Origin of the sequence: Acidisoma sp. S159, from assembly GCF_009766125.1 — a bacterium.
Lineage (GTDB): Bacteria > Pseudomonadota > Alphaproteobacteria > Acetobacterales > Acetobacteraceae > Acidisoma.
The window spans coordinates 1-12,535 of record NZ_LMUG01000018.1; the positions used below are offsets into that span (position 1 = coordinate 1).

Genomic DNA, 12,535 nt, shown 5'->3' on the forward strand with positions numbered 1-12,535 from the left:
TCTGGGGCACAGTGGCGAACTCCCTCGCTGATCCGAGGCCAGAAAGCACCCCAATTCCATCAAAAGTGAGTCAGAGCCGCATTTATGTGCGCAGTTGGATCGCGCGTACGAAAGCCAAAAATCGGTCGGCTTCAATCCGATGATGCAGCGGGCTTGTTGACCGCACTTCGGGGCGCTGCGCCGTCAAGTCATGGAGCCTGCTTCAGAGCCGAGTGCGTCGACCTTCGCGGTCGACTTATGCTAGACTGCACCTGCCCATTGGGTTGATTGTTGCGGTTGGTCTCACCATGGAGCAACTCGACACCAAGATGACCATCGCCGCCATCCGGTTATGTCGAAGAGCCTCCACGCGGCACTGCTGCGCATGAGCTTCACGGTCACGAGCAATGTGGTCGTGCTGGCCGTCTTATTCCGGTGAGCGGATGGTTCGCTGATCGGTTCAGCGCTCGGCGAGTGACCCCCCCGGCTCTGCGCGTCGCTACGGCCGGCCGCGTGCTCTGCGGGTTGGCATTCGCTTGCCGATGCTGTTCGCGGCCTGAGTGCCGCGGAGGGTTCGGCGGGGCGGCGCGATGATGACGTCGGCCGAGCGGCTCACCCTGCTTCGCAGCTTCCCGTGGGAGCAACTGGCCACCGTAATGACCTATATGACTTTGCCTTGCAGCAACTGACCCGTGATGGGCCCTGTTTTAAGCGGGCGCTGACTACCTACGCCCGTGGCGCTGGGCCGTCTCCATCAACGTGCCCTTCGGCGTAGCTGGCTCGATTTTGACGTCGATCTCGTCGACCCGTCAAGCTGGACCCACCGACGAGCCGAACCGTCTCCGCCACTTCTCGAACTCGGGCACGTAACGCTGCACCTAGCGCATCACGGTCGTGTGAGTCAGGGGAAGACCGCGCTCCTATTTATCTCCGCCAAGTCGCGCAGGCTTGGCTTGAACCGCAGATACTAGCGTACGCCCTTCGGCCCAGTAATCGAATAGCGCTCCATCAGTTCAGCCGTCAGAAGAGCCGATCAAGGAGCGCCACTTTTGCACCAGAGCCGAAAAGGCCGCCTTCTAAAAGACCTCTCTTTTCAAACTTACTCTGTTGGCTCAGGAGTATCTTTGACCATTGACCAATTCTTGTCTGCTCGACTTATATTTTCGGCTTCGTTCTTGCGCCATACGGTCGTCCAGTATTTCGTATGATTGATATACAGCTTGCCGCCGACGATCGTGAAAGCCTCAGGATCGACAGTAGCTTTGTGGCCATTCCCAACGGCAACACCCATTGCACAGTGTCCGTCATATTGGGCTGCATATTTTTCAGGATTGGATGTGAAGAGATCGAGATCCTCTTTGCTGGCAAATTGCCAACGCGCACCATGCCAAATAGTTTGATATTCAAGAGTACCTGGGACGGCCCGTCCAGCAGAAAAATAAGCAACAGTATCGTAGCCGCCAATGGCCAATCTTGGCATCCCGCTCATTTGTGGAGCTGTGTCAGCGAAAGCTGGAAACGCGAGGATAGCCATTGTCAGCAAAGTCAGCGCCTTACTGGTCGTACGCATTTTTAACTCCCTTTGAACATCCTGATGGAGCATCTCCGCAGTCGCCGACGGAGCCGTGTAACAGCAGCTCCCCGTGTGGAGAGCCGTGTTCCCCGAACCGAGAGCGGCGGCGAGGTCGAAGCGTCAGACGTTAGGTCATAGTTCGGTCCCGTCGCTACGTAACGAAAGCTTCCCGATCGGCCGCCGAAATTTTGCGAAATCCTGCGACGCGGTGCAGTCCCGGCTGAGGCGGCAACCGCCTCAGAATGGGCTAGGTAGGGTGCTCGGTGCCGAGGGCCGGATGGACGAGCGGGGTCGAAAGCTTGCCGTCAATGGTGTGATTGCCGATTTCGTCAGGGAGACCTATGCGCTCGGACACCAAACTCCAACGGCAAGCTGTTGAGCAATGCCTGGCTTTCCGTTCCAGGCATTCGAAGCCACCAGGTCTCCAATCGCGAAGATGTTGTCGTTGCATGGCACGGACAGCTCTATCTCGACGGTAAGGCACCCTGCTGCGTCCGTTGCCGGATCGTCAGCCGGCGCAGGTTGTGGAAACCACACATCGCCCGAATATCCGGCCAATTACCTCGACTCAAGTGTGCGGACGACAGCCCCACGATCGACGAATTACCGCGCCCGGTATTGACGACATAGGTGTCCCTTTTCACTACGGGGGCCGACGACAAATCAGCTGAAGTCAATCAAAGCTACATGCGGGAACATTTGTCAGAGCAAGTGAGCCTCGCCAGCATTGCGGAGGTCGCCGGTCGCAGCGAGCGTCATCTATTTCGGGAATTCCGCAGAAGTGTGGGAACATATCCGATAAACTACATCAGGTCCCGGGGTATCAAGTATGCGCAGTAACTACTGTCGGAGGGGTCACGTTCCTCGAAGGAAATCGGCCAAGTCTGCGGATTTCCCTATGTCAGCCACTTGACAACGGCTTTCGGGCAAGCCACTGGGCTTACGCCGTCCCAATACCGGCGGCTCCTTGATTAGGTTACACCGGTTCGTTGGTTAGTCTCTCGCTCGGTCTTCTCCCGAGATGGGCCAGGCCTTCATTGCAATACGTCCGATCGTCAGGAGGCGCTCAAGGGAAACCCTGTCATGGGCTTTCACTGCCATCCCATGAAGGGTGGCCTCCAGGAACGAGGCCGGTCCTTCCACGTCGGCAGCTGGCGACATGTCGCCGTCGCCAATGCCCTGGCGCGGCCGCTCGAACAAGGATGCTTCGCCAAAGCTCCGGAGATCACCCATATCGTCGCACACCGAGGCCAGTCCCGGCGGGCGGTGGGTGCCGCCTAGTGAGACCATGCATCCTCTGGGGAGGCCTTCACGCGTAAATGCGTAGGCACTCGCTTCCATTACAGATTGGAACGCAGACCTAGAGTCGTTGCCACTTTTCAAGGCGTCAGAAAAAGAAGCCCGCATATTCCGCGATGTAATGTCTGGCCGCTTCGCGGCAAAGCTCCTCTTTGCTCTTGAACTTGCTGTAGAACGTCGCGTGTCCAATGCGCATGGCCGAGCCGAGTTCGGCGAAGGAGGTCCTCTCGCAGCATGCTCCCAGAGTAGGCGCGTCGCGGCGTCGAGCGCGTGATGCTGCAAACTGCTTATGCATCACGTCCCAGTGCTCACGACTTGCCCGTTGCTATCCGGAAGATGCGGCGATCATCGGCTTTGGACCCCACCCCGTGTAGCGGCCCTGCACCATTACCAGGTCGCCGTCCGCCACAGCCATGCCTGGTTCATATTGGAAATTGGCGGGGAAGCCCGCAATCATCGCCGCGATCGTCCCGGGGCCATCGGAAATGGTTGGATTATGCCGGACGTTACCCGGCACGAAGTAGCGGGAGCCGACGGACGAATCGCGGTCGATGAAAGTTCCCCTAGGACGTTCAGCGCAATCGGCTTGTTGTCTTCCATTGCCACGCAGCTCCCGATTTCACCTCTTGGGAGACAGTCCAGAAGACTGACGCGGGCGGCAGGCCGCGGTCAAGAGATTAGGAGTGCACGCTCCTGAAGGATTGGCGGGAGCGCTTCGTTCATCTTGCCGTTTTCGTTTGCCAGCAAGCGAGCAGCGTCAATTGAAGCATGCATCGGCACGCCGGAATGGACCGCCCCAACAGCGCCCTTGTGAACAAAACGAGAAACATGGTTGATTGCGGTCCCTTTGACCGCCGGTGCGCATAGATGCCTCTCGACCATCTCGCCAAATTAAATACCGAGCAGCGTCGGGCCGTAGATCATGGTATCGGCGGCGAGAACGCTGGCGACCTGGCAGGGCCGCTCCTCGTCATCGCCGGAGCGGGATCGGGCAAGACGAATACCCTGGCCCATCGGGTCGCCAATCTGATCGTCAGCGGCGTGGATCCCCGCCGCATTCTGCTGATGACCTTTTCCCGCCGCGCCGCGTCTGAGATGAGCCGGCGTGTCGAGAGCATCTGTTTGAAGGTTCTCGGCTCCAAAGCAGGCATTATGTCGGACGCACTCTCCTGGGCCGGGACCTTCCACGCGATCGGCGCCAGATTACTACGGGAGTACGCTGAGCAGATTGGGCTGCAACCCAATTTCACGATCCATGACCGGCAGGATTCATCCGACCTGATGAACCTGTTTCGTCATCGGCTCGGGTTTTCCCAGACGGAAAGTCGATTTCCCACCAAGGGTACTTGCTTGGCGATCTACTCCCGAGCCGTCAACGCTGAGACGCCGCTGGAGACCGTGTTGAAGGGACACTTCCCCTGGTGCGCCGCCTGGGAGACGCAGCTGCGGGAGCTGTTCGCGAGCTACGTTGAGGCCAAGCAGGCGCAAGGCGTGCTCGATTACGACGACCTACTGCTTTATTGGGCGCAGATGGCCGGCGAGCCCGCCTTGGCATCCCATATCGGCGCGCGCTTCGATCACGTGCTCGTGGACGAATACCAGGATACCAATCGCCTCCAATCCAGCATCCTCATGGCTTTGAAGCCCGAGGGCGCGGGCCTGACCGTTGTGGGGGACGACGCTCAATCCATCTATGCGTTCCGCGCGGCGACAGTTCGCAACATTCTCGATTTCCCCAGCCAGTTCAGCCCGGCCGCCACCATCATCACCTTGGATCGAAACTACCGCTCGACACAGCCCATTCTCGCGGCCGCCAATGGTGTAATTGGCCTTGCCGCGGAGCGATTCACTAAAAACCTTTGGACCGAGAGACAATCGGGTGAATTGCCGGAACTCGTCAGCGTCCGCGACGAGGCTGATCAGGCTCGCTACGTGGTCGACCGCGTGCTGGAGAACAGGGAAGGGGGCACAGAGCTGAAACACCAGGCCGTGTTGTTCCGCACATCAAGTCACAGCGGACCTCTCGAAATCGAGCTGACCCGTCGCAACATCCCCTTTGTCAAATTTGGTGGCCTCAAATTCCTCGACACGGCGCACGTCAAGGATCTGTTGGCGCTGCTACGTTTCGTGGAGAACCCGCGAGACCAAGTGGCCGGTTTCCGTGTCCTGCAGCTGCTGCCCGGCATCGGCCCAACATCAGCGCAACGTGTGCTGGAGGCGATGGCGGATCAGGTTGATCCAATTGGCGCGCTGGCGGAGATCACCGCCCCGCCCCGAGCGGGTAAGGGGTGGACGGACCTCGTGACCACTGTTTTGCAACTCCGGTCGGGTAAGGCGGGCTGGCCGGCGGAAATTGGCTACGCGCGGCTCTGGTACACGCCCCATCTCGAGCGGATGCACGAAGAACCCGCTATTCGGCAGACCGATCTGCTGCAGCTCGAGCAGATCGCGGCCGGCTATGCGTCCCGCACGCGCTTTCTAACTGACCTCACGCTCGATCCACCGGACGCCACCAGCGATCAGGCCGGTGTACCGCTGTTGGACGAGGATTACCTGAGCCTCTCGACCATCCATTCGGCAAAAGGACAGGAATGGAAGTCGGTCTTCGTGCTCAACGTGGTGGATGGCTGCATACCGTCGGACCTCGGAACCGGAACGACGGCGGAGATCGAGGAGGAGCGGCGGCTGCTCTACGTCGCCATGACGCGGGCCAAGGACACGCTGAATCTCGTCACACCGCGCCGTTTTTTCACCCATGGCCAAGCTTCGATGGGCGACCGCCATGTCTACGCCTCCCGCACGCGGTTCATCCCGGGCAATCTGCTGCCGCTGTTCGAGAGCGTCACCTGGCCAATTCTTGCGACCGAGGTGGCAAGACAAGCGGCGATCAGCCAGGTCCGGATCGACGTCGGCGCGCGTATGCGCGGCATGTGGCGGTGAGACGGGTTAACGTCGTGGCCGGGCTTCCTGTCCAAAAGCTGGCTCCATTTCAACCTTGGTGAAGCCGCAGGTGCACGCGGTCAGTCTGTCGAACGGCTATGTTATTAGCGACGACCGCGAGCGTCTCGACATGGAATTCGTCCATGGCGCGTTGGCCGACGCCTATTGGGCTATCGGCAGGTCGCGCGCCCTGACCGAGCGCAGCTGGGCCAATTGCCTGTGCTTCGGCATCTACAGTATCGACGGGACGCAGGTCGGCTGTGCCCGGCTGCTAACCGACTACGCCTTTCGCGCTCATCTCGGCGATGTCGTTATCCAGCCGGCCTCGCGCGGGCTTGGTCTCGGCAAGGCACTGGTGGAAACAATCCTGGCACATCCCGAACTCGCGACTGTCTCGCTCTGGACGCTCACAACCGCGGATGCACATGGACTATATGCTCGCTACGGATTCCGGCCGGGCGAGGCAAATAGTAATTGGATGATATTGGACCGGGGCGTCGCGGCCGGTTGATGGTCCGGATTTATCTGGGCTGCGGACTGTCTCGACGAACTCCAACTGCTCGGAACTATCACGCCGGATAATCCTCGGCACTCGGCGGCAGCACGAAGGGGCCAGGTCGGCTGAAAGCCGACGGGGCTGACTGGCCCATGCTTTTATTGCATTGCTGGAAGGAATGACCGAATTTGCATTATGGTCGTAATCGTGCATTATGACCATAATGCAAAGGCGTTCACTTCGATCCCGAAATGTCGGGTCGTTGCCAAGGAGGAGAGCGAATGCGTTCGGTTTCTTCCTCGAAGCTGAAACACGCTTGAGGCTTAAGCGCATCCAATGAGTATCGGAATGAATGAAGGCGCCAAATCAGCGCCGAATAGTGCCGACGCGTCCGTTGATGCGAAAGCCACACGTGGGACCGCCAAGAATATGCATGGCGCGGCCAAACTTCAGGTGCGCGAGGCCATGCTACACGGCCCAATCTTCAAGATAATGATGCGGCTTGCGCTGCCGACAATCGGCGTTCTCGTCGCACAGACTCTCGTGAATGTCGCAGAGACCTTTTACGTATCGCGTCTCGGCACCCATGCGCTGGTCGGCGTCGCGCTGGTATTTCCCGTCTGGATGCTGATGACGATGATGGCCGCCGGAGGGATCGGCGGCGGGGTGGCCTCCGCCGTGGCACGGGCCGCGGGCGCCGGCAGACATGAGGACGCGAACGCCCTTGTCCTGCATACGCTCGTGATCGCCGTAGTCTTCGGCATGCTGTTTTCGGTCCTCGCCATCGGATTTGGCAGCCCTCTCTACCGGGCGTTAGGCGGAACTGGCGAGGCTCTACACTCGGCACTGGTGTACTCGGACTTCATCTTCCTCTCGGCAGTGCCGATCTGGGTCGTCAATCTTCTGTCCGCCGCACTCCGAGGTATCGGCAACGTGCGGGTTCCGGCATTGGTGACATTTATCGGCGCTGCGGTGCTCGTGCCCCTCTCGCCGGCACTCATCTTCGGCGTCGGGCCGTTTCCAGGCTTCGGAGTCGCTGGCGCCGGCATTGCCGTCACGCTCTACTACTGTGCGGCCGCAGCCGTGATGGTGCGATACATGGCGATCGGGCGATCGGGCCTACGCCTGTTGCTCGATCGACTGCGCTGGTCGTTGTTCCGCGACATTCTTAAGGTCGGTCTTCTTGCCGCCCTGAACACGATCCAATTGAATCTGATGGTGCTGCTCGTCACGGCGGCCGTTGGCCGGTTCGGTGTCGCTGCGATCGGTGGCTACGGCACGGCATCGCGGCTCGACTACGTGCTCATTCCCATACTGTTCGGCCTGGGAACGGCCGTGCTGACCATGGTGGGCACCAATATCGGCGCCGGCAACATCGCGCGGGCGAAGAGAATCGCATGGTTCGGGACCGTCGTCAGCGTGACTTTCACAGAGACGGTAGGCCTCTTGGTCGCGATCTTTCCCTGGCTTTGGATCGGCCTGTTTACCCATGACGGCGCTGTCCTGGAGACGGGATCGCTGTATTTTCGGATCGTCGCGCCTCTCTACGCCGCCAATGGCATCACTTTCGCGCTTGGTTTCGCGGCGCAGGGCAGCGGCCGTATGGGTTGGATATTCCTCGCTGGAGCGATCCGGCTAGTGATCGCGGCCGGGGGAGGATGGCTCGCCGTCGCTATATTCGGCTTTCCCGCAGCAGGACTTTTTGTACTCGTCGCGGTCGCTTTGATCACCGCAGCCACCATATGCGCGGCCGCAGCGCTGTCCGGTGCATTGTGGCGTACCGCTGCTAACAACGCCGGCGCGAAGGCGCGGTCGTCTTGACCGCCTAGTTTCAGCGACGTCGCGCTTTCAGTGCCACCCGGCAGGTTGAGAAGAACATATGAAACCTGATGTTTCCTGCGCATTTTGGCGCACCGCATGCCGGACGTATCCGTCGTCATGCGAACTCGTTTTCCTTTGCGCCCGAAGAAGCCCGCTAGCGACCCACAGCGACCCTGAAATGACTGGTTGCAACTTTTGCGAGGAATTATGACCAACACGGCAACAACTACGATCTCCAGCCGCACTGCACCGCCCAAGGAACCGGACGTTACCTCACTCGGGGTCGCGGCAGCCGCCCAAGCGATCCGAAGCGGCGAAATCACCTCTGAGGTTTACGCCACCGCCCTGTTGCGAAACGCGCGGTTGCAGGCCAATCTTAACGCCTTCATCACTATCGACGAGACCGCAGTCCTCAACGCGGCGCGCGAAGCGGACGAGGCGAGGGCGGCCGGGTCGTCGTCCCCGCTCTTGGGCGTACCGATCGGGATCAAGGATAGCTATTTGACGAAAGGCATTCCCACCAGCCTCGGCCTGGAATCGCTGGCCTTTTTCGTCCCGCGCGAAGATGCGGACGCTGTTCGCGCGATCAAAGGTGCGGGTGCTCTGGTGTTCGGTAAGAATAACCTCGTCGAGATGTCTTTCGGGCTTACCGGCCATAATGACCGCTATGGTCAGGTGAAGAATCCGGTCTCACCTGGTCGCATATCGGGCGGTTCGTCCAGTGGCTCTGCCGCATCCGTAGCCGCCGGCATCGTGCCCGCGTCTTTGGGCGGCGACACGATCGGATCGATCCGCGTGCCCGCATCACTGTGCGGCGTGGTCGGTTTCAAGCCGACGACCAGGCGGTGGCCCACAGCCGGCGTGGCGCCGATCTCGCATACACTCGATACGACGGGCGTGATCGCCCGCAACGTCGAGGATTGCGCTCTTATAGACCAGGTCGTCACCGGCGAGCGGTCTTCGGGACTCTCCGCGGCTGCAGCTGGAGTCAAGGATGTTCGGCTGGCTTATGCGCCGCGGCAATTTCTCGATCTTGTCGAGCCGGATGTCGATGCACGCTTCCGTGAAGTGGTGGAGAGGCTACGGGGTGCTGGCGCTGAGGTAGTCGAGGTGGACTTGGGCGATGATTTCGGCGCCCTTTCGCAAACAGCCACGTGGAGCGTCTTTTTCCATGAGACGATGGGCGCTGTGTCTGAGTTCCTTCGGCAACATGATATTCCTACCACTTTCGAGGCGGTCGTCGATAGTCTGAAGCCCGAACTTCAGGGCGCGTGGCGCTATATGGTGATGCCGGACGGCGGTGGCGCGACCTCGGTCGAAACCTATCAGGCCGCACTGACTGTGAGCCGGCCGGAAATCCAGCGTCGTCTCGACACGGCTTTTCTCGAACACGGGGTGCAGGCGATTTTGCAACCGACCACGCCCTGCACGGCTCCCCTGGTCGATCAGCAGGCAAATTTTTCGATCGCCGGCCTCGCGGTGAGCGACCTGGTGCTGGCGAACCACACCGTGGTGGCGAGCTTTCTGGGTCTGCCAGGCATCAGCCTTCCCGTGGGCCTGTCGCGGGGCGGTCTCCCAATTGGCCTTGAGCTGGATGCGCCAGTGGGCAGTGACCGGGCGCTCCTGAATCTTGCACGCCGGATCGAAAGCGTCTTGGCTGCCCGGCTGAATTGAATGGTGGAGAATAGACTATGCGTTTCGAGAAGGGACACAAAGCGGCAACGCGACAGCACATTCTCGAGGTGGCCTCGAAACGGTTCCGACATGAAGGGATATCGGCTGCGGGGATCGCCGGAATCATGGCCGAAGCAGGCCTGACCAATGGCGCATTCTACCCCCACTTTGCGTCCAAAGAAGAGCTTGTTCGCGAGACGCTTGCGAGCGCGCTCGGAGATCATCAACATCGGCTTGAAGAAAGCCTGCGGGGCTGCCACGAACTTGAGGGCGTAATCCGAAACTACCTGAGTCGTGAGCATCTCAGAAATCCAGCATGCGGATGTCCTTCGGCGGCTTTGCTGCCGGAAATCGCTCGACAGCCATCGCCAACCCGGCAGGCCTACGAGGAGGGGTTACAAAGCTACATTTCTGTTTTGGCAGCACAGCTCCCAGACGCCGACTCCGCTGTAGCCGGTCGCCGCGCGACCGCAATCTTCGCCCTCATGGTTGGCACCCTCCAGTTAGCGCGCGCCGTGACGGGCGCCACCAACGCAGAACGGATGTTGGAAGGCGGCGTCGAGGCGGCACTGCTGCTAGCAAGGACGCCACCTGCGTGATTGCGTCGGGAGTTGGGAACGGCACGCTGGTCGGCGGCGCGAGCAATTCCATCCTGTTTCGCGAACTGTCAGTGATGCCTAAAGCTCTTTCAGTCGCCATGCAGGAGGTCAAGAAGGCATTTACAACTTCAACAACACCGATCGTCTGGTTTCGGCGGCTACAACGGCAATGCAGTCATAACACAAGCGGCCGGCGCGATGGGCGGCCCTCCGTGCCAATGACGATGAGACATTGACGTCCGGGAAGTTTAGCCTTGAGGGCGCAGGTGAAACATCGACATGGTCATGCCCCGCACGACATCCGAAAAGCCCTTTGCTGCCGATGGCGCTGAAAACGAGGATGGCCCTAGGCCGACGCTGGTTTCAGCGCCATCGGCAGCGTCGCCCGAACTTGAGGACCGTCCGCGTCGGCGCACGTTCACAGCTGCCGACAAGCTCAGAATTCTCCGTGAGATCGACCGCGTGGGGCCGGGGGGCGCCGGCGGGATTTTGAGACGCGAGGGGCTTTATTCGTCGGCGCTGACCGACTGGCGCCGCCAACGTGACGCTGGCGCCTATGAAGCCTTGAAGGCCGTCAAGCGCGGCCCCAGATGCGCGCCGATCGATCCCGTGGTGGTTGAACACGCCCAATTGGTGCGCGACAATAAGCGTCTCACGCTCCAGCTCCGTCGTGCCGAGGCAGGTCATCGACATCCAAAAAACGTATGGCCCGCCCCGTCTGCAAGCGATTTCTGCGATCCGATCTGGTCAGTCTACGCCAACGTATCCGGCCTTGGGACAAGTCCCGGCCAAGATGGAGATCCGCACGTCCTGGTCCTCATAAAAGTGGCGGCGACGAATGCCATTTTTTTGGCCAGGTTTCCAGAACGCCGATCGACTGTCAGGCCATCTCGCATTTACCACCCGCAGACCCCATCAGCCGTCCGCGCCGGATGAGCGCGGCTGGCCAATTCTATTGGTTATGATACCGTTGCAGTCGTAAGCTCGAACTTCCGCCCGCTACGCAGCACTGCGCAGATGATCCTTGCCAGCTTGGCGGCCAGCGCGACCACCACGGTGTTCACATGCGCTCGTGCGAGCAGACCGCGCAACCAGTCGCCCATCGGCGTCTCACCCGTGGACAGTGGCGGCAAGGCCGCTCGCGCCCCGTGGATCAGCATCTTGCGCAAGTATCCGTTGCCTCGCTTGTTGATGCCCAACAGCTTTGGCTTGCCGCCGGTTGTCATCTGCTTCGGCACCAGCCCCAGCCAGGCTGCCAGGTCGCGTCCACGTTGGAAAGTTCTGGGCGTTGCCGATTGCGGCCGCCAGCGCCGTTGCGTTCAAGGGGCCAATACCTGGGATCGTGGTCAACAATCGGGCGGTCTCGTCGGTGCGCGCCTGCGCTGCGAACTCGGCGTCAAAGACCTCGATTCGGCGGTCCAGTTCGCGCCACTCGAGGCGCAGGTCGTCAACCAGCAGGCGGGTCCTTGTGCTCAATGCAACGGTTTCTCCAGCAAGCCGCGTATCGAGGTGTAGTTCCAGCTTTCGCCGTCCTTGTGGCATGATGATGCCACGCTCCAGCAGGATGGCGCGCAGCTGGTTGATCAGGGCCGTCCTCTCGCCGATCAGCCGGTCGCGGGCACGGTGCAGGCTCTGCATGTCGAGCTGTGTCTCACTCTTCAGCTCCACGAACTGCATGGTCGGCCGCGTTGCCGCTTCGGCGATTGCCTCGGCATCCCGGTCATCATTCTTCTGGGCCTTTACGTAGGGCCGGACATATTCCGGCGACATCAGCCGAACATCGTGTCCGTGATCGCGCAGTATCCGGCCAAGATGGTGCGCACCACAGCAGGCCTCCATCGCCATCACGCAGCTAGGTAGGCCCCCAGCAAGCTTGACGACGCCATCGCGATGGAGGCGACGCTTCAGGACAACACGGCCCGTTGTATCCAGCCCCACGACACTGCAGCTGTTCTTGCCCAGGTCGATACCTAATACTGCGATCTCCATCAGCCCCGCTCCTGTTTCTCCGGTTGCCTTGCCAGCTTAGCGCTCCAACTTCGCGGTATTGGAGAGATAAGGGGCGGGCCATCCCATAAAAGTGGCTTCGCTTCTGGGTCTGCCGATCGTCAGCGACGAGGAGTCCTGATGGATGCCGTAGCCGCTCTGGCGCCT

Annotated in this window: 10 protein-coding genes and 1 pseudogene; 8 read left to right on the top strand and 3 right to left on the bottom strand. The window is 60.5% G+C overall.

Annotation, left to right across the window (positions count from 1 at the left end):
• Positions 1-1,078 precede the first annotated feature (1,078 nt).
• On the bottom strand, positions 1,079-1,549 hold the full coding sequence (locus tag GSQ92_RS07225) for a YHS domain-containing (seleno)protein (RefSeq protein WP_159013253.1): 471 nt from the start codon (positions 1,547-1,549) through the stop codon (positions 1,079-1,081).
• An 846-nt stretch (positions 1,550-2,395) separates the two neighbouring features.
• Between GSQ92_RS07225 and GSQ92_RS31640 the strand changes: the two genes are divergently transcribed.
• Together GSQ92_RS31640 and GSQ92_RS07235 are read left to right on the top strand one after the other, a co-directional pair.
• The gene (locus GSQ92_RS31640) at positions 2,396-2,527 is read left to right on the top strand and encodes an AraC family transcriptional regulator (protein WP_158800942.1); all 132 of its coding nucleotides are present in this window, start codon (positions 2,396-2,398) and stop codon (positions 2,525-2,527) included.
• 108 nt (positions 2,528-2,635) lie between these two features.
• Positions 2,636-2,833, top strand: a complete 198-nt coding sequence (locus tag GSQ92_RS07235) for a hypothetical protein (RefSeq protein WP_158800937.1) — start codon at positions 2,636-2,638, stop codon at positions 2,831-2,833.
• Positions 2,834-2,939: 106 nt separating this feature from the next.
• Here GSQ92_RS07235 and GSQ92_RS31645 read toward each other — a convergent pair whose 3' ends face one another.
• Complete coding sequence (locus GSQ92_RS31645; protein WP_158800936.1) at positions 2,940-3,146, bottom strand: TetR family transcriptional regulator; 207 nt, start codon at positions 3,144-3,146, stop codon at positions 2,940-2,942.
• 572 nt (positions 3,147-3,718) lie between these two features.
• Between GSQ92_RS31645 and GSQ92_RS07245 the strand changes: the two genes are divergently transcribed.
• From GSQ92_RS07245 to GSQ92_RS07270, 6 genes are all read left to right on the top strand, one after another.
• Positions 3,719-5,791, top strand: a complete 2,073-nt coding sequence (locus tag GSQ92_RS07245; RefSeq protein ID WP_158800935.1) for an ATP-dependent helicase — start codon at positions 3,719-3,721, stop codon at positions 5,789-5,791.
• Positions 5,792-5,861: 70 nt separating this feature from the next.
• Positions 5,862-6,302 (top strand): GNAT family N-acetyltransferase, encoded by a 441-nt coding sequence (locus GSQ92_RS07250; protein WP_216849867.1) that lies wholly within the window; start codon positions 5,862-5,864, stop codon positions 6,300-6,302.
• A gap of 333 nt (positions 6,303-6,635) precedes the next feature.
• Positions 6,636-8,108 carry an MATE family efflux transporter gene (locus tag GSQ92_RS07255; RefSeq protein WP_254065443.1) on the top strand — a complete coding sequence of 491 codons (1,473 nt, stop codon included), beginning with the start codon at positions 6,636-6,638 and terminating at the stop codon, positions 8,106-8,108.
• 207 nt (positions 8,109-8,315) lie between these two features.
• The gene (locus GSQ92_RS07260; protein WP_158800934.1) at positions 8,316-9,782 is read left to right on the top strand and encodes an amidase family protein; all 1,467 of its coding nucleotides are present in this window, start codon (positions 8,316-8,318) and stop codon (positions 9,780-9,782) included.
• 17 nt (positions 9,783-9,799) lie between these two features.
• On the top strand, positions 9,800-10,381 hold the full coding sequence (locus GSQ92_RS07265; protein ID WP_158800933.1) for a TetR/AcrR family transcriptional regulator: 582 nt from the start codon (positions 9,800-9,802) through the stop codon (positions 10,379-10,381).
• A 279-nt stretch (positions 10,382-10,660) separates the two neighbouring features.
• Positions 10,661-11,317, top strand: a complete 657-nt coding sequence (locus GSQ92_RS07270; protein ID WP_158800932.1) for a hypothetical protein — start codon at positions 10,661-10,663, stop codon at positions 11,315-11,317.
• Between the two features lie 23 nt (positions 11,318-11,340).
• On the opposite strand, the pseudogene GSQ92_RS07275 reads toward GSQ92_RS07270, so the two are convergent.
• Positions 11,341-12,370: pseudogene (locus GSQ92_RS07275) on the bottom strand (IS110 family transposase).
• Positions 12,371-12,535 lie beyond the last annotated feature (165 nt).